The organism is Nonomuraea turkmeniaca (assembly GCF_005889735.1).
Classification (GTDB): domain Bacteria; phylum Actinomycetota; class Actinomycetes; order Streptosporangiales; family Streptosporangiaceae; genus Nonomuraea; species Nonomuraea turkmeniaca.
The window spans coordinates 26,745-43,776 of the sequence record NZ_VCKY01000017.1; the positions used below are offsets into that span (position 1 = coordinate 26,745).

At 69.8% G+C, this 17,032-nt stretch carries 14 protein-coding genes; 5 read left to right on the top strand and 9 right to left on the bottom strand.

Annotated features, from left to right (window positions below; all coding sequences use genetic code 11):
* Positions 1 to 22: 22 nt before the first annotated feature.
* From ETD86_RS07375 to ETD86_RS07385, 3 genes are all read right to left on the bottom strand, one after another.
* The gene (locus ETD86_RS07375) at positions 23 to 454 is read right to left on the bottom strand and encodes an Hsp20/alpha crystallin family protein (RefSeq protein ID WP_138665345.1); all 432 of its coding nucleotides are present in this window, start codon (positions 452 to 454) and stop codon (positions 23 to 25) included.
* A 111-nt stretch (positions 455 to 565) separates the two neighbouring features.
* A complete protein-coding gene (locus tag ETD86_RS07380) occupies positions 566 to 1,819 on the bottom strand; it encodes an MFS transporter (protein ID WP_138665346.1) in 1,254 nt (417 codons plus the stop codon).
* Positions 1,820 to 1,923: 104 nt separating this feature from the next.
* Positions 1,924 to 3,657, bottom strand: a complete 1,734-nt coding sequence (locus ETD86_RS07385) for an ABC transporter ATP-binding protein (protein WP_246147736.1) — start codon at positions 3,655 to 3,657, stop codon at positions 1,924 to 1,926.
* A 70-nt stretch (positions 3,658 to 3,727) separates the two neighbouring features.
* Between ETD86_RS07385 and ETD86_RS07390 the strand changes: the two genes are divergently transcribed.
* Entirely contained in the window at positions 3,728 to 4,153 is a 426-nt protein-coding gene (locus ETD86_RS07390; protein ID WP_138665348.1) for a MarR family winged helix-turn-helix transcriptional regulator, read from the top strand.
* A 3-nt stretch (positions 4,154 to 4,156) separates the two neighbouring features.
* Here the strand turns inward: ETD86_RS07390 and ETD86_RS07395 are convergent, their stop codons facing one another.
* Complete coding sequence (locus ETD86_RS07395; RefSeq protein WP_170222928.1) at positions 4,157 to 5,104, bottom strand: amidohydrolase family protein; 948 nt, start codon at positions 5,102 to 5,104, stop codon at positions 4,157 to 4,159.
* Positions 5,105 to 5,320: 216 nt separating this feature from the next.
* Entirely contained in the window at positions 5,321 to 6,478 is a 1,158-nt protein-coding gene (locus ETD86_RS07400) for a PucR family transcriptional regulator (protein WP_138665350.1), read from the bottom strand.
* A gap of 106 nt (positions 6,479 to 6,584) precedes the next feature.
* Between ETD86_RS07400 and ETD86_RS07405 the strand changes: the two genes are divergently transcribed.
* Both ETD86_RS07405 and ETD86_RS07410 read left to right on the top strand, forming a co-directional pair.
* Positions 6,585 to 8,684, top strand: a complete 2,100-nt coding sequence (locus ETD86_RS07405) for a M6 family metalloprotease domain-containing protein (protein WP_246147738.1) — start codon at positions 6,585 to 6,587, stop codon at positions 8,682 to 8,684.
* Between the two features lie 140 nt (positions 8,685 to 8,824).
* Positions 8,825 to 11,311, top strand: coding sequence for a tetratricopeptide repeat protein (locus ETD86_RS07410; protein ID WP_170222929.1), 2,487 nt, complete (start codon positions 8,825 to 8,827; stop codon positions 11,309 to 11,311).
* Positions 11,312 to 11,480: 169 nt separating this feature from the next.
* Here ETD86_RS07410 and ETD86_RS07415 read toward each other — a convergent pair whose 3' ends face one another.
* A complete protein-coding gene (locus ETD86_RS07415; protein ID WP_138665352.1) occupies positions 11,481 to 12,353 on the bottom strand; it encodes a hypothetical protein in 873 nt (290 codons plus the stop codon).
* A 64-nt stretch (positions 12,354 to 12,417) separates the two neighbouring features.
* Here ETD86_RS07415 and ETD86_RS07420 point away from each other — a divergent pair, with 64 nt between their 5' ends.
* A complete protein-coding gene (locus ETD86_RS07420) occupies positions 12,418 to 13,221 on the top strand; it encodes a tyrosine-protein phosphatase (protein WP_138665353.1) in 804 nt (267 codons plus the stop codon).
* A 47-nt stretch (positions 13,222 to 13,268) separates the two neighbouring features.
* Here the strand turns inward: ETD86_RS07420 and ETD86_RS07425 are convergent, their stop codons facing one another.
* Both ETD86_RS07425 and ETD86_RS07430 read right to left on the bottom strand, forming a co-directional pair.
* Complete coding sequence (locus ETD86_RS07425) at positions 13,269 to 14,309, bottom strand: Gfo/Idh/MocA family protein (protein WP_138665354.1); 1,041 nt, start codon at positions 14,307 to 14,309, stop codon at positions 13,269 to 13,271.
* Between the two features lie 150 nt (positions 14,310 to 14,459).
* Entirely contained in the window at positions 14,460 to 15,368 is a 909-nt protein-coding gene (locus ETD86_RS07430) for a proteasome assembly chaperone family protein (protein ID WP_138665355.1), read from the bottom strand.
* Positions 15,369 to 15,482: 114 nt separating this feature from the next.
* Here ETD86_RS07430 and ETD86_RS07435 point away from each other — a divergent pair, with 114 nt between their 5' ends.
* Positions 15,483 to 15,860, top strand: a complete 378-nt coding sequence (locus ETD86_RS07435; protein ID WP_138665356.1) for an ankyrin repeat domain-containing protein — start codon at positions 15,483 to 15,485, stop codon at positions 15,858 to 15,860.
* A gap of 16 nt (positions 15,861 to 15,876) precedes the next feature.
* Here the strand turns inward: ETD86_RS07435 and ETD86_RS07440 are convergent, their stop codons facing one another.
* On the bottom strand, positions 15,877 to 16,893 hold the full coding sequence (locus ETD86_RS07440; RefSeq protein ID WP_138665357.1) for a terpene synthase family protein: 1,017 nt from the start codon (positions 16,891 to 16,893) through the stop codon (positions 15,877 to 15,879).
* Positions 16,894 to 17,032 lie beyond the last annotated feature (139 nt).

Here is a 17,032-nt window from a genome sequence, read left to right on the forward strand (position 1 = left end):
CCCCCCGTACCGACTGTCGCGGTCAGGCCCTGATGGCCTTCGACTCGCCTCGTTGGATCTCCACCTTGCGCGGTTTGGCGCGCTCCAGCACCGGGATGCGGACGGTCAGCACGCCGTTGGCGTAGCCGGCGTCGATCTTGTCGCTGTCCAGGTGCTCGGAGAGGTAGACGCGCCGCGTGAACGTGCCCATGGGACGCTCCCGCACGAACAGGCGCTCATTCTCGGCGATCTCCTGCTCACGGCGCGCGCTGACGCTGAGCACGCCGCGGTCGACCGTGACCTCGATGGAGTCGGGGTCGATGCCGGGCAGGTCGAAGCGAAGAAGCACGTCGTCGTCGCGGCGCAGCCCGTCCATGGGCATGACCGACCCGCCGGCGTCGAAGGTCTGCTGAGCCAGACGGTTGAACTGGCGCTCGAACTCCTGGAAGAACGGATCGATCGAGGTCAAGAGCATCTCCAAACCTCCTTGCTGCTCGTGGTTCTGCAGCTAACCTCTAACTTCATTTGTAGGTTACCTGTAGAGAGGAATGCAAGCAAGTACGGTAAGAAGCTCCTCACCCCCTAGTCAGGCCTGCTCCAGGCGAGGGCGGAGCCGGGCGGCCTGCCTGATCGTCCGGCCGGAGAGCCTGGCCAGCGCCATGGCCGCGACCAGGGCCGCTGTCACGCAGGCCACGCCGCCGATCTCCAGCGCGATCCGCGGCCCGAGTGTGTCGCTGAGCCAGCCCAGCAGGGGCCCGCCGAGCGCGCCCGAGGCCGCGCTCACGATGGACAGCGCGGCGATGACCCGGCCACGCATCGGTTCGGGGCTGTCGAGTTGCGCGCGTGCCGAGACGGTGGTGTCGAGAGCCACCGCGCCCGCCGCGATCGGCAGCATCAACGCCGCGAACGACCACAACCCCGGCATCAGCCCGCTCAGCGCCTGTGCCACCCCGATCGCGAACGCGGTGATCAGCAGCAGCCGGATGGTCAGCTGCGGCCTGGAGGCGACCAGGAAGCCGCCGAGCACGGTGCCGACGGCGAAGACCGTGGACAGCAGGCCGTACCCGCCGGCGCCCGCCTCCAGGGGGCCGGCGCTCATGGCGGCCATGGTGACCTGGTAGTTACGGCCGACGCTGCCCGAGACGAACCACAACGCCAGCACCACGAGCAGCCATGGGGTGCGGACGACGTACCGGAGACCTTCGAGCACGGCGCCCGGCTGCTGCTCGGCGGCGGCGAGCTGGTGGAACTCCTCGCGCCGCATGGCCGCCACCCCCGCGATCACCACGAAGAAGCTGGCCGCGTTGATGACGAACAGGCCGGCGTTCCCCGTCACCGGCAGCAGCGCGCCGGCCAGGCTCATGCCCAGGATGCGGCCGGCCGAGCTCAGCAGCGAGCCGAGCGCCATCGCGTTCGACAGGTCCGCGGGCGGCACGACCTGGGCCCCGAACCGGCCGAGCGCCGGTCCGCCCAGCGCGGTCACCACGCCGCCGGCCAGCGCCACCGCGTAGATCGGGGTCACGGAGTCCACGCCCGTCACGACGATGGCCGCGAGCACGGCCGCGAGCGCCGCCTGCGCGAGCTGCGCCGCGACCACGACGGGACGGCTCGGCAGCCGGTCCGCCAGTGCTCCGCCCCACATGCCCAGCAGCAACGTCGGCAGCGCCTGCATGACCAGGCTGAGCCCGACGCTGGCCGCCGAGCCCGTCATCTCGAGGATGAGCCAGTTGAGCCCGAGCACCTGCATCCACGTGCCGGTCACCGAGATGATGTCCGCTCCCGCCCAGAGCCGGAAATTGTGATGACGCAGGGCTCTGAACGTGGAGGAAGTCGAGAACAAAACGTGTCCTTGCCTTGGAGATTCGCCGGGGGATCCAACGTGCTCTCCCGGCGAAGGGATTCCGGTCCAGCCGGAATGTGAGGCAATACACGTTTAAAAAGGCATCAGACCAGTTCGACGGGATGGTCCCGGCTCACGAGCGCCGCGTAGTGGCCGCGCCGCGCCATCAGCTCGTCGTGGGTGCCGCGCTCGACGATCCTCCCGCGGTCGAGCACGACGATCTGATCCGCGTCGCGCACGGTGGACAGGCGGTGCGCGATGGTGATCGTGGTACGTCCCCGCGCCAGCGTGTCGAGCGCCTCCTGCACGGCCCGTTCGGTCTGCGTGTCCAGCGCGCTGGTGGCCTCGTCGAGGATCAGCACCGGAGGATCGCGCAGCAGCGTGCGGGCGATGGCCAGGCGTTGCTTCTCGCCGCCGGAGAAGCGGTAGCCGCGCTCGCCCACCAGCGTGTCGTAGCCGTCGGGCAGCGACGTGATGTGATCGTGGATGCGCGCGGCCCGCGCCGCCGCCTCCAGCTCCTCGTCCGTGGCCTCCGGCCGGGCGAAGCGCAGGTTGTCCGCGATCGAGGCATGGAACAGGTACGTCTCCTGCGAGACCACGCCGACCGTCGCGCTCAGCGTCTCGTACGTCAGCTCCCGCACGTCCACGCCGTCGATCGTCACCCGCCCGCTCGTGACGTCGTACAACCGGGGCGGCAGGTAGCTGAGCGTGGTCTTGCCCGCGCCCGTCTCGCCCACCACGGCCAGGCTCGTGCCGGCGGGAACGACGAGGTCCACGCCCGTGAGCGTGGGGGTCTCGCCGTAGGAGAAGCCGACGTCCTCGAAACGCACCTCGCCGCGTACGCGCTCGAGCGTGCGGGTGCCGGGGTGGATGTCCACCGGCAGGTCCAGGTACTCGAAGATGCGGCCGAACAGCGCCAGCGAGCTCTGCACCTCGACGCCCAGCCGCAGCAGCGACACCGCCGGCCGGAACAGGCTCGTCTGCAAGGTCGTGAACGCCACCAGCGTGCCGACCGAGATCGTGCCGGTGTAGCCGACGGCCCAGTAGATCATCGCGGGCATGGCCGCCATGACGATCTGGATGGACGCCTGACGCCAGCGCCCGGCCATGCTCATGCGCACGCCGAGATCGGCCAGCTCGTCCGAGGCCCGGCCGAAGCGCCCGGTCAGCCCGGCGGCCTGGCCCATCGTGCGGCCCAGCAGGATGCCGCTGATCGACAGTGACTCCTGCACCATCGAGGCGATCTTCGCCAGCTTGCGCTGCCGCTCGGCGGTGATGCGCTTGCGCTCCGCGCCCACCTTGCGACTGATCCACACGAACACCGGCAGCAGCAGGAGCGAGATCACGGTGAGCCGCCACTCGAGCGCGACCATGGCGGCGATGGTGGCGATCACGGTGGTGAGGTTCGAGACGAGGGAGGAGGCGGTCGAGGTGACGACCTGCTGCATGCCGCCGATGTCGTTGGCGATGCGGGACTGCACCTCACCGGTCTTGGTACGGGTGAAGAACGCCAGCGACATGCGCTGCAGGTGCGCGTACACCGAGATGCGCAGGTCGTGCATGACCCGCTGGCCGACCGTGGTGGAGATCAGCGTCTGCAGCACGTCGAAGACGCTGGTCGTGACCGCGACCGCGATCATGCCTATGGCGAGCAGCGCGAGCAGTCCGGCGTCCCTGGCCGGGATCGCCACGTCCAGCACCTCGCGCAGCAGGAACGGCTGCGCGAGCGACACGAGAGAGGCGAGCAGGATGAGTGAGCCCACCAGGGCCAGGCGGCCGCGGTAGGCGCGGAACAGCGTGATGATGCGCCGCAGCGGCGCCCGGGGTTCCTCCTCCAAGTGGGTGCTCCTTTCAGATGTCCACTCAAACAGAGGTTAACTCATATTTGTTCCGGCTAAACTTGCGGGCATGGAGGAGAAGGAGCTCGCCGAGCTCTTGCACCTGGTCAGCCGGCGGCTGCGGCATGGGTACGTGCGGCGGCTGGTGCCGCTCGGGCTCAGCCCGAGCCAGGCGCGAGCGCTACGCGTGCTCGCCGACGCCGAGCCCGAGCGGCCGCTGCGGATGGTGCGACTGGCCGAGGAGCTGCGGATCGTGCCGCGTTCCCTCACGCCGGTCGTGGACGCGCTGGAGGAGGCGGGGCTGGTGAGCCGGCAGGTCGATCCCGGCAATCGCCGCTCGACGCTGGTCGTCATCACCCCTGAGGGGCGCGCCGCCGCCGGGCTGGCGCGGGACGCGCGCAGGCAGGCCGGCGAGGAGCTGTTCGCGGTGTTGTCGGAGGAACAGCGCGAGCAGTTGAGTGAGCTGCTGACCGTGGTGGACGACCAGTTCAGGTAGGTCTCAACGTTCTACGCCGCCGACGACCGTGCCGACGCAGGGCGGCCCGGCCAGGAGCGCGGCGTACGGGTAGCGGCCGCGTGCGTCGAAGACGGCGAAGTCCGCGCGGGCGCCCGGGCCCAGCGATCCGATCCGGCCCGGCCCGCGATCCATGCCCAGCGCCCTGGCGCCGCCCATCGTGGCCGCCTCGACCAGCCGCCGATCCAGCCCTCGCGGCCGCAGTCCGAGCTCGCGTGCGTGCCGTCTGACGGCGCTCGCCAGCCCGAGCGGCCCTGGGGCGGACCCCGTGGGTGCCGGCTCGGATGCCGCCTCAGTGGCCGGCGTCCCGGAGCCGGTGGGCGAGCCGCCCGTGCCGAGGGCGAGCGGGTTGCCCTCGTCCAGCAGGGCCAGCACGTCGGTCACGGGGGGCGTACCCGACAGGCACAGGGCCACCACGGTCTCGCGCAGCCGGAGCAGCTTTCGCTCGCCGGGATCGAGCGGCCGCGTGCAGATGACGTGGCACAGCGGCCCCAGCACTCCTGCCTCGTCCAGCTCGGTGGGGGAGTGCCGGTCCAGGTCGGCCAGCAGCCGCAACCCGAACGTCCTGGCCAGCACGGCCACATCCTCCAGCACCTGCGGGTTCCTGGTGCGTGCCGCGATCCCCACCGCGCACGGCCGGTCGACCTCCCGGATGGCCGTGATGACGGCGTCGCGCTCGCGTTCTTCCCACTCCTCCTCGCTGGCGGCGCGCACCTCGACGTACGTGATGCCGGGCGCCACCGAGTGATCGGCCATGTCGCGCACCACGCTCGCCCGCGCGGTCACCCCGGGCACGGTCGAGGGCCCGGCCGAGCAGGCGTCGACCGGCCCCGCCACGATCATTCCCGGCCACCGGCGCTCCTCGCTGACGGGAAAACACGACAGCAGCTCGGCCCGCAAGCCCACCTGGAGCACCCGATCGCCTCTGATCACCACGGCGCCGTCGCGAAGGGGGTCGTCGCAGACGGGCAGGACGAGCGGCGCGGAGTGGAGTACGACCGGCGCGGGCCGAGCTCCGGCGCCCCGTCCTGTGATCGGCCGGGCAGGCCGACTTGCCGTAGGTCCAGCACGCGTCGCAGCAGAGGGCATCAGCACTCCCGTCGGATTTCCCCTTCAGGGCATTAAACGTGAGTGACGCCATGGAATCAATTAGGTCGAACCAGGCAAATCCCGAGGTAGGTAGCGTCCGGACAGCCGGGCCAGCTTCAGGCTCAGGTGCAGGGCGAGCCGCTCATTGCCGTCCTTCAGGTCCGTACGGGCGAGCTCCTCCACCCGCTGCAGCCGGTAGTACAACGACGTGCGGTGCAGCCGCAGCGCCCGGGACGTGGCGACCGCGCTCCCCGCCAGGTCCAGGTACGTCTCCAGCGTCTCCAGCAGCGGCAGGTACTGCGCGTCCGCGAACAGCCCTTCGAGCCCAGGATGCAGCTCCTGATCGGGCAGGTGGGTGAGCAGGCGGTACACGCCCAGCCGTGCCCACTCCGCGGTCCCGCCGAGCCCCGGCACGCGAGCGGCCACCTCCGCCGCGTGCCTGGCCTCCTGGTACGACCTCGCCGCCTCCGTCAGCGCGGTCTTGGCCCGCCCCACCCCGACCACCACGGGGACCGGCATGGCCGCGTGCAGCTCGTCCGGCGAGACCGGCGCCCCGGCGGTGAGCAGCACGGCGTGGTCGTAGCGGACCAGATGCAGCGGATGGTGCCCGCTCAGTCGCCGCCGCAGCGCCAGCAGTCCCTGCTCCAGCGCCAGCCGGAGCGGGTCGGACGGCTCCGCGGCCAGCGGCCTGGCCACCTGCACGGTCACCACCTCGGCCTGCGGGAACGCGCCTGCCTCGATCAGCTGCCTGGCCGCGTCCGGCTCGCCGAGCAGCAGCCCGGTGACCGCCTCCAGCTCCCGGTGTGAGGCGAGCCCGCTGGCCAGGCTCTCGTGGAACAACGCCAGTCCCAGCCCTGGGGCGGCGGCCGCGGCCTCGCTGACCTGCGCGTCCGACATGGCCGGCTCCGCGTCGATGAACCACAGGAAGCCGTGCAGCCCGTCGGCGTGCCGCACCGGTACGCACACGCGCGGCAGCAGCCCCAGGTGGGGCGCACCCGGGGTGCGGATGGGGCCGGGCGCCTCGTGCACGCCGGCCGCGCGTAACCACTGGCGTACGTCGGGGGTGGTGTGCCTGCGCAGGATCGAGTCGCGGCGGATGTCGTCCATGGCGCCGTTCTGCTCGCTGTAGGCCACGACGCGTTGCACGCGGTCCTCGAGCAACAAGGGGCGGCCGAGACGGGCGGCGAGCTCGTCAACGGCCCGCTGGAGATCCGCCACAACCACCCCCTCACGTGCATATTTCAACATTTGTAGGACATCGAGCTACAGGTCTTCCCTACAACTGTTCGGTGATCTCCGTCAATAACGTCTATACCGTCGATCCGTGAACGCCCCGAAGAAGCTGCTGAGGGGTTTACTGGCGGCCATCGTGCTGATCCCGGTGAGCCTGCTGGCGACCCCTGCTTCCGCAGCACCCCCCACCGATCCTGAGCACCCGTGGCGGCGCGACCACTGGCCGCAAACCCAGCCGTGGCAACGCGACACCCCCCTCGACGACGCCCAGACGTTACGCGGTCGTCCGCCGGCCGGCATCCAGCCCATCGACCCGCAGAACTGGGAGAATCCCGACCACATGACGTGGGCGGACTACAAGAAACCGCCCGGCACCTCCTGGAACGACCCCGCCGTGAAGGGGTCGAAGCGCACCTTCAAGGGCGCGCTCGTGCTGCTCGACTACCCCAACCAGCCGTTCGTCGTCACCCAGCCCAAGGGCTCGACGATCTACGCCAACCCGAGCGCCGAGGCCCACGACATCCCCCGTGACCAGGTCGCGAAGTTCTACCAGGACTTCCTCAACACCCCGAACGACCTCAACAAGGGGCACACCATCCACGAGTACTGGATGGAGGATTCGGGTGGCCGCATCGGCGTGGAGCTCACCGGGTTCGGCCCGTACACGATGCCGGGCAAGGACCACGAGTACGCCATGGAGTACCAGCGGGACGCCTGCCCGGCTGGTGACACCTGCACCAAGAACCTGCGTACCGACGGCAACGCCGCCTGGCTCGCGGCCGTGGGCCCGGACGTGGCCGCGCAGTTCGACTTCGTCTTCTACCTGAGCGCCGGCCAGGACGAATCGTCCACATGGCAGGAGTTCGGAATGATGAAGTTTCCCACCAAGGAGGACGTGACCGACGAGTGGGGCCCGCCCGACCCCAACCTGACCAACTGGTCCAGGACCCGCTACGTCGCGTGGACCTCCTGGCAGGCCGGCTCCAACTTCTGGCCCAACGCCCGCTTCGGCGTCGACTCGGTCCAGGCCGAGAGCTCCGGCATGGCGGTGTACGCCCATGAGCTGAGCCACATCATGGGCATCGCCGACAACTACAACAACCCATACGCCGTGCCGCCCAAACGGGCGTACACCGGCATCTGGGAGATGCTCAGCCGCGGCAGCTTCAACGGACCCGGCGGCCCGCACTCGCGCTGGCTGATCCCGCCCACGGGTGGCGCGTCCATGGGCGCCCAGCACATGCTGCGCAACAAGATCAAGCTGGAGATGGTGGACGAGCAGAACGTCCTGCGCCTGTCGCGGGAGGCGCTGGACGAGTCCGGCCTGGTCACCGCCAAGGTCCTCGCCCGGGCCGTGCAGCCGGGCCAGAACGAGCTGGCCGGGATCAACATCTCCTTCGACACCGGCGACAAGAGCAAGTGCGAAGAGGCCGACCCGCTCTGCGACGGCGGCGGCTACGAGAACTACACGGTCGAGGTCGTGGACCGCATGGGCACCGACTCCTTCACCCCCGACTCCGGCGTGCTCCTGGCCAAGACCAAGAACCAGGACAGTCCCCCGTTCGAGTGGGTGGTCGACGCAAACCCGCAGGACATCGGCATGACGGACTACGTGCTCCCCGACGGCACCAAGGTGCCGATCACGATCGGCGACTACCGGCAGCTGTCCGACGCCCTCTTCCACGCGGGCACCGACTCGGGCAGCGAGTACGAGTTCGTCGACGAGGCCAACCGCCTGCACTTCTACGTCACCGACCTGAAGCGGAACCGCGACGGCGAGCTGTCCTACACGGTCGCCGTGCGCTCCCTCGACGGCGCGGGACCGCAGCAGCGCGGCGTCAAGCTGCTCCCCGCGGCCGGCATCCCCGCCGGCAAGAACATCTCCTCCTGCAAGTTCCCGCTGTTCAACACCGGCAAGGCGGCCCCGGCGCAGGGGCAGCACCCGGAGGACGTCAGCGCCTACCTCGACTCCGACGTCTACCGGCTCAAGGCCGAGGTCCAAGGCAAGGGCTGGACCAGCCAGGTGCCGAACGCCCTCGCCTCCGTCGCGTCCGGCAAGCAGGCGCTCGTGACCGTGAACGCGGTCCGCGAGGCCGGCGGTGACCGGCTGGCCAGGGTCAAGCTCACCGCCACCTCGGAGAGCGATCCGACCAAGACCATGACCGCCACCTGCCACGTGATCGGTCTGTAGCGGAAAGCCTTGGGGTACGGCTGGCGCGGGCCGTACCCCATTCGGTTGAATCACCCCCGTAAAGGGGGTGTTCATTGACCGGGGACCTGCCCGACAAAACAGACAACCTTCCAGAGAAGCCGCAGAGACGCCGAAGAAAGGTGCCGTGGGCCGCGTCCGTCTCCGCGGGCCTGGCGGCGGCAGCGGCGAGCGTCCTGGCGGCGTCCGTCGAGTGGGAGCTCCCGCCGCTCGCCAAGGTCGGTGTGACCGTGACGGCGGCCGTCCTCGTCGGGCTCACCACATGGGCCACCACCGAGTCGCGGCCCAGGCGCCAGGAGGTCAACGGCGACGACGGCGGCGTCGCGCCCGACCAGTGGCCCCCCGTTCCCGAGCACTTCACCGGCCGCGCCGAAGCCCTGAGCGAGCTGCGTGCGGTCTTCGCCGCCCGGCGCAAGGCCACGGACCTCGCGCCGCCCCTCGTCGTCTCCGTGTACGGCCGCGGCGGCGTCGGCAAGTCGGCGCTCATGACCAGGTTCGGGCAGGAGGTCGCGGAGTGGTTCCCGGACGGCCGGCTCTACGCCGACCTGCGTGGCGGCGTCGACGCCCCGGTACGCCCCGACGAGGTCCTCATCGGCTTCCTCCGCGCCCTGGACGTGCGCCTGACCACCGACCCCGGAGGCCTGGAGGAGCTGCGCAAGCTCTGGCTGACCTGGACCAAGGGCCGCAAGATCCTCATCGGCCTGGACAACGCCCATGACGCCGCCCAGGTCAAACCCCTGATCCCGGCCGAGTCGGGGTGCGCGGTGCTGGTGACGTCCCGATCGCCGCTGTTCCTGAACGGCACGCACGACACGCGGCTCGGCGTGTTCAGCGAGGCGCACGGCGTGGAGTTGCTGGCCAGGCTCAGCGGCGGCGCCCGGATCGTCGACGACCTCGAATCCGCCAAAGAGATCGTCCGGCTCTGCGACTACCTGCCGCTGGCGATCAACATCTCGGGCGGCCGGCTCGCCACCCGTGAGCAGTGGACGTTACGCGAGATGGCCGGCCGGCTGGCCGACACCCGCCGCATCCTCGACCAGCTGGAGCTGGCCCCGACCGTCGACAAGAGCGTGCGCGCGTCGGTGCAGCTCAGCTACGACGACTGCACCGGCGCGCAGCGCCGCCTGCTGCGCCTGCTCAGCGCGCTGCCCGCGCCCGACGTGCCGGGCTGGGTGGCCGGCGAGCTGCTCGACGTCTCCGGCCTCGACGGCGCCGACCAGCTGGAGGCGCTCATCGACGCCCAGCTCGCCGAGTGCTCGGGCACCGACCAGACCGGCGCCATGCGTTACCGGCTGCACGACCTGGTCCGGGTGTTCGCCGCGGAGCTGGCCGGGCAGGACGAGGCCGAGCGGCGCAGGGCCGCGATCGAGCGGGTGCTCCACGGTTACCGCCGCCGCGCCGAGGAGGCCGCGCAGAACCGCTGGCCGCAGGATTGGAGCCGGGGCGGGCGCCGGGCCGGCGCCGACGGGCAGCTGCGGGCCGGTGACTGGCTCAACGCCGAGCGCCTCTCGTTGCTCGCCATGATCAACCTGGCCAGGCAGCTGGAGCTGTGGGAGCTGACGTGGGGCCTGGCCAGGGCGTTCTGCTCGCTGTGCCACTCGCTGCGTGCCTACTGGGCGGACTGGAAGGCCGTCGCGGAGATCGGCTGCGCGGCCGCCGAGCGGACCGGCGACCGCCGCTCCTTGGCCATCGCCCTGCTCGACAGCGCCTCCGTGCACGGCGGCCTCGGCCTGCGCGGGCGGGCCCTGGAGGAGGCCGAGCGGGCGCTGGAGATCTTCACCGAGCTGGGCGAGTCCTGGTGGGCGGCCAGGTGCATGCGCGGGATCGGGATGACGTTGTACAGCGACGGCCACCTGGACCGGGCGCAGGACTACCTGATCGGGGCGATCACCGCGTTCAGGGGCGAGGAGGACCTGTGGTGGATGGCCCGCACCCAGCGCAACCTGGCCGAGATGCGGATGGCCGAGCGGCGGCCCGAGGAGGCCAGGGACCTGCTCGAGGACGCGCTGGAGATCTTCAAACGCGAGGGCAACCGCTACTCCGAGGCCCAGACGCTGCGTGTCTACGGTGAGGTGCTGGCCGCGCAGGCCCGGGGCGAGCTGGCGGCGGGCGACCACCGGGCCGCCACCCACCTCTTCACCCGGGCGGGGTTCAGCCTGGACCGGGCGGCCGAGATGTTCCGGCAACGGGGCGAGTTGTGGGAGGAGGCCCGCTGCCTGCGGGCAGCCGGTGAGGTCGGCGACCCGGCCAACGGGCTGCGCGAGCTGGAGTACGTCCGGCGGGCCGAGGAGATCCTCGTCGCCCTGGGCGACTCGTGGGGGGTGGCCCGCACCGCCGTGTCGGCGGGCCGGGGGCTGGCCCGTCTTGGGCGGACCGAGGAGTCGGAGGCGGAGCTGCGCCGCGCCGTCCAGAGGTTCGAGGAGCTGGAGGACCGGTGGTGGATGGCTCGGAGCCTGCGTTATCTGGGTGAGGCGCACCTGGACGCGGGCGGGCGCCAGGCGGCCGTGGAGCCGCTGGAGCAGGCCAGGGACATCTACCGCAGCCTCGGCAACGAGGCCGGCATGCGCCGCACGCTCGAACTCCTCAGACGTGCGGCCCCATCGGCATGACCGGCCCCGTCTCCACCCTGTGCCGAAGTGCGGTGGGCCGTGAAGCCTCCGCTCCCCACCCTTCCCCGAAGGGACCTGTGCCGAAGTGCGGTGGGTCGTGGACGCCTCCGCTCCCACCCTTCCCCGAAGGACCTGTGCCGAAGTGCGGTGCGTGAGACGGAGACCGAGGCTAGGTGAGCGGGGTCCTGAGCAGCTCCCCGGCCGCCAGCCTGGCCTGGGAGATGCTCTCCTCGAACATCCTCCGCGCGTGCGCCGCCTGATCGGCCAGCTCCTTGATGTGCTGGCGCGCCAGCTGGTCGTGGACGGTCTCGGCGATCAGCTGCTGATACTCCGGGGTCTTGGCGGCCAGCGCCTCCAGCCGCTTGTGCGTGTGGTACACCTTGTCCGCCTTGATCACCTGCTTGGCGTACTTCTCCAGGTGCCGCACCCGCTGCGACAACGACGTCCAGGCCGCGTCCAGCGCACTCGTGTACGGCTTGAACGCGTCCTCCATCCCAGCAGGCAACTCCCGGGGGATGATCTTGCCGTGCTCGGCGTGCATGGACGACAACTTCCGCAGCCGCTGCGCGATCTGCCAGATCTCCTCCGGCAGCGTCACCTGGTTGTCGATGCTGTCGATCAGACCCGCGCGGTGCACCTTGGAGTTGAGTATCGCCTCGACCGCGTTCTGCGCTCGGCGCAGCAACATCTGGCAGGGATAGTCGAGGTCCTCGCCCAGGATGTAGTGCTCGGCGTACGTCTGCGCCAGCCGGAGTCTTCGTTTGGTCGTGCGATGGGAGCTGTCCAACGCCATCCACCGGAGCAGCACGATCATGCCGATGCCGAGACTCGCCACGAGGACTCCCGGCCAATCGGTCACCATGAAGATCAGCAAGAGGAAGCCGGGGAGCACGAACAGCAGGGCGGGGTTGTACGTGGTGTCCATTCGCTTGCCGGTTCGAGCCATGCGCAGGATGTGCGGGCTCGACCGCAGCTCTACCGAGATCTCCGGGGGCAGCGAGGGATCGATCACCAGCCGTGGAGGCAGAGCTCGTGGATCCATACGTTCATGCTGCGTTATGAACCTCGAATCTGCTCATATTTGGTGGACATATAGGGTCGAGATAATGAGCGAAATGATGAGGTGGATCGATCTAGAAGGCGCGGTCAACGCGCGTGACCTGGGCGGGCTTCCCACGCGTGACGGAGGCGTCACTCGGCGTGGGCGGATCCTCCGCGCCGACAATCTGCAGGGGCTCACGCCCCGGGACGTGGACCTCCTGGTGGGCGAGCTGAAGCTGCGGCACGTCGTGGACCTCCGCTCCAACGCGGAGGTCTCGCTGGAGGGCCCGGGCCCGCTGACTCTGGTGCCGGAGGTGCGGCATCACCATTTGACGTTGTTCGCCGAGGGCGGCAGGCACACCGACGTCGAGGCGGATACCGCTCCTGGCACCATCGACGGCGACCGGGTGCTGCCGTGGGCGGAGCGGGTGCTGGACGAGGAGCTGAGGGTGACCGGCTTCTACTTCGGCTACCTGCGTGATCGCCCGTCCGCGGTGGTGTCGGCCCTGCGCGCGATGGCGCTGGACGACGGGGCGGCGCTGGTGCACTGCGCGGCGGGCAAGGACCGCACGGGCGTGTTGTCGGCACTGGCGCTGGAGGTGGCCGGCGCCACCAGGGAGGCCATCGTGGAGGACTACGTCGCCACGGGCGAGCGGCTGGAGCTGGTTCTCGAGCGGCTGCGGGGCAGCGACACCTACCGCGGCGACCTGGACTCCAGGCCGGCGGACGACCACAAGCCCCGGGCGAAGTACATCGAGCAGTTCCTGGGTGTCCTGGACGACCGCTTCGGCGGCCCGATGGGCTGGCTGACCCAGCACGGCTGGACGACCACCGACACGGAGTCCCTCCGCTCCCGCCTGCGCGACTGACGTTCGGGACGGACGTCAGGTCGCCTGACGTCCGGGGCATCGCAGGTTCAGGGCAGGCGGACGACGATCCGCCGATCGGCCGACGACCGCGCCGCCTCGATGACGGAGAGCGCCTCGACGACGCTCTCCGGATCCACGGGCGGCGCGGCCCCGTCCCGCAAGGCCGCCACGACCCCGCGGTAGAAGTCCAGGTACGCCCCCGCCTCGGTGCGCACGACCCGGTGCTCGTCGTCCGTGCCGAGCACCCCCCACCGAGCCTCCTCGTCCTCCCCGAACCCCGGCGCGTCGGGCGAGACCCCGGCCCGCAGTCGCTCCTCCTGCACATCCAGCCCGTACTTCACATACGCCGCCTCGGACCCCAGCACCCGAAACCGCGGCCCGAGCCGCGCCGCCACGGAGCTGACCCACAGATGCGACCGCACCCCATCGGCATGCGTCAACGCGACGAACGTGTCGTCATCCGCGGCCACTCCTTCACGCCGGACGTCACTCTCGCAGTAGACCTCCCGCACCGGCCCCAGTAGCTGCACGGCCTGGTCGACGAGATGACTCCCGAGGTCGTAGAGCAGCCCACCGACCTCCTCGGGCCCGCCGGTCTCTCGCCATCCGCCCTTGGGCAGCGGCCGCCACCGCTCGAACCGCGACTCGAACCGCCGCACCTCCCCCAGCGCCCCCTCACCGGCCAACCGCCGCACGGTGAGAAAGTCGCCGTCCCACCGCCGGTTCTGGAAGACGGTGAGCATGACCCCACGCTCCTTGGCCAGCCGCACGAGGCCCCGCCCTTCCTCAGCGGTCCGCGCCAGCGGCTTGTCCACGACAACAGGCAACCCCCGGTCGATGGCCGCCGCGGCCAGGGAAACATGCGTCCTGTTGGGCGACGCGACCACGACAAGATCGCACCGCCCCCACAGTTCCTCGACCTCCGAAACCCCCGCAGCCCCGTACCGAGCACCGACCTCGGCCTGCCGCTCGGCATTCCGGGTCACCACAGCGGCCAACGACAACCCCGGCGTGGCATGGATCAAGGGCGCATGGAAGTAGGCCCCCGCAACGCCATATCCAACAAGCCCCACCCGGATCTCACTCATCGGCCCAGGCTATCGAAACCACCTAGCCGGCCCAGAACACGCTCCGTAACGGCGCCCCGCCCGTGAAGGGCTCAGAGGCCGTGTCCTGGAGGGCCTGCCGAAGCACGCCGTGTAGCGGCCCACCCGGCACCGCCGTACAGGAAAAAAGGTTTATGGGCTTTGAGGATCGTCCCGCTCGGCAAGAAACCGCTCGAACTGAGCAGCGAGCTCATCTCCTGTCGGCATCGGGGTCGACTCGGCGATGAGGTTTTCGCGCTCAGCGCCGCCGGCGAACGCGTCGTACTGCTGCTCCAGCCCCTTGATGGCGGTGGAGAGCTCGGCGGAGGCCTGGATCTGCTCCTCGATCTCCACGTTCGTCCGCTGGGCCGCTTCGTGGAGCGTTTCCATCGGGAACACCAACCCCGTCCCCCGCGTCACGGCCTCCAGCGCGGCCACCGAGGCGGTCGGGTACTCGGCCTGGGACAGGTAGTGCGGAACGTGCACGGCATACCCCAACGCGTCATGCCCCTCCGCCCCGAGCCGGAACTCGATCAGGGCGGCCACGCTCCCCGGCACCTGGACACGCCCGAACGCGCTCGTTTGCGAATTTATCAGCTCGGGCCTGCTCGCATGCATCGTCAGACCCAGCGGCCGGGTGTGCGGCACCGCCATGGGGATGCCGTGCATCGTCACCAGCTTGCTCACCCCCAGCCGCGCCACCAGCGCCCCCACAGCCTTGGTGAACAGCTCCCACTCCCGATCGGGCTCAGGCCCGCTCATCACCAGGAACTGCGTCCCCGTCGAGTCGCTCATGACATGAACGGCCAGCTCCGGGCTCTCGCACTCGACCCAGCGGTCGGTGTCGAAGGTCATGATGGGCCGGCGTGACCGGTAGTCGAGCAACCGGTCCACGTCGAACGTCGCCACGACCCGGTGCTCCAGCTCTGCCAGCAGGTGGCCCAGCGCGAGACGTCCGGCGCCGCCCGCGTCGACGAAGCCGTCGAAGTGGTACAGCAACACCGGATCATGCAGCTCGGGCGCGTCATCTGCGAGCTTGTAGAGATCCTTCGGGTCGAACACGTTGGACAGCCTTTCCGTAGGTACTCTTTCCCAGAACCTATGGCGAGCCAGAACGATTCCGCGCCCGTGGTGGGGCGGAACGCTTCCGTTGGGGGGAAACCCTATCGGGGCACAATGGAGTGCATGGACGGGGAGCCGGAGCTGGAAGAGTTCGCCGCCAGGATGTTCGACCTGGCCAGGGCGGGCGACACCGAGACCCTACGCGCGTACGTCGAGGCTGGGCTGCCGGTCAACCTGACCAACGGCAAAGGTGACACTTTGCTGATGCTGGCGGCTTATCACGGTCATGCGCCGACCGTGCGGATGCTCATCGAGCTGGGCGCCGATGTCGACCGGTCCAACGACCGCGGCCAGACGCCCCTGGCCGGAGCGGTCTTCAAGAAGGAGCTGGAGGTGGTCAGAGCGCTCGTCGACGCGGGCGCCGACCCCCATGCGGGCGTGCCCTCGGCTGTGGACACGGCCCGCATGTTCGGCATGGATGAGTTGTTCTAGTCGCCTGGGGGTTGTTCTAGTCGACTAACTCGCGCTGGAAGCCGGTGACCTGGCCCCGCAGCACCGGGTCGGCGAAGCGGCGCGTCTCCTTGGCCCAGTCGAGGTAGCCGCGCATCCAGTTCTCGAGCCCCGTGACGCAGCGCAGGGTGCCGTGCCGCCGGTTCTGGTCGGTGCCGAGCTCGTCGAAGACGCGCAGGAGGTCCACCTTGGCCGCCTCGAAGACGCCGACGCGCTCGGAGATCTTCTGGTCGACCATCTCGACGGCCTCCTGGAGGGGGCAGCTCAGGGCCTTCCAGTAGACGATGACGAGGTTGTGGAACTCGCCCTGCAGCAGCTCGCGCCGCAGTCCGATGAGATCGTTGGTGCAGACGACCACGTGCCCTGCCTCGTGGACGAGGGTGCGGTACGCGGCCGAGGCGCGGATCTCGTCCGGCACCTCGAACTGCTCGGCGAGCTCGATGAGGTCGAACGAGGGCGGGACGTAGGCGATGTTGAGCTTGTGCTCGACATAGCTGTCGGGGTCGGGGATCCGTCCTCTCGTGCGGTTGTCCACCTCCCACTGGGCGGTCTCGAAACAGTCCTGGAGGTGGGTGGCGAAGCGGTGCCACCACTGAGCGCCGGCGTGCAGACGCATGCGGTCGCGGATGTCGGCCAGGCCGTGGAGGATCGGTCCCGCGGTGGCGTCGAGCGGTGCGCCGTCCAGCACCGCGCGGAACTTGTCGGCCATGCGCCGCGCCAGGTCCGGGTCTGAGCCCACCTCGGCGAGCTCGAACTGGTCGTCGTAGACGTGGAACCAGCTGTTGAGGTCGGCCGCCAGCGCGAGCACCGGCACCGAGGCCTCCGGGTAGAGCCTGGCGACGAGCCGGGAGTAGGACTCCCCTGCGAAGCGCGAGGTCGCGGTCTCGTCTTCGATGAGCTTCAGCGTCCGCGCCCAGGCGATGGTGTGCTCGGCCACCACAGCCTCGAAGGGGTTGATCTTTGACGCGTACGGGATGGAAGGGTCAGGCAGGGATACAGGTGGGATTTCGGGCATGGGTGCGCAGCCTCCCCATGAAAAACCGTGGTAAATGCCCCTTCATTGGGACAGATGTTGTTCTCGTGGGGAGTACCCGGTGCGGAATTTGCCCAATCGTTTACGTATTTACGGGTTGGAAGCCGAAAGTATTGCGGTC

Coding starts and splice junctions, on each gene's coding strand:
- ETD86_RS07440 (WP_138665357.1), bottom strand. CDS start 16,893: ATGCCCGAAATCCCACCTGTATCCCTGCCTGACCCTTCCATCCCGTAC.
- ETD86_RS07420 (WP_138665353.1), top strand. CDS start 12,418: ATGAGCGAAATGATGAGGTGGATCGATCTAGAAGGCGCGGTCAACGCG.
- ETD86_RS07390 (WP_138665348.1), top strand. CDS start 3,728: ATGGAGGAGAAGGAGCTCGCCGAGCTCTTGCACCTGGTCAGCCGGCGG.
- ETD86_RS07435 (WP_138665356.1), top strand. CDS start 15,483: ATGGAGTGCATGGACGGGGAGCCGGAGCTGGAAGAGTTCGCCGCCAGG.
- ETD86_RS07415 (WP_138665352.1), bottom strand. CDS start 12,353: ATGGATCCACGAGCTCTGCCTCCACGGCTGGTGATCGATCCCTCGCTG.
- ETD86_RS07375 (WP_138665345.1), bottom strand. CDS start 454: ATGCTCTTGACCTCGATCGATCCGTTCTTCCAGGAGTTCGAGCGCCAG.
- ETD86_RS07425 (WP_138665354.1), bottom strand. CDS start 14,309: ATGAGTGAGATCCGGGTGGGGCTTGTTGGATATGGCGTTGCGGGGGCC.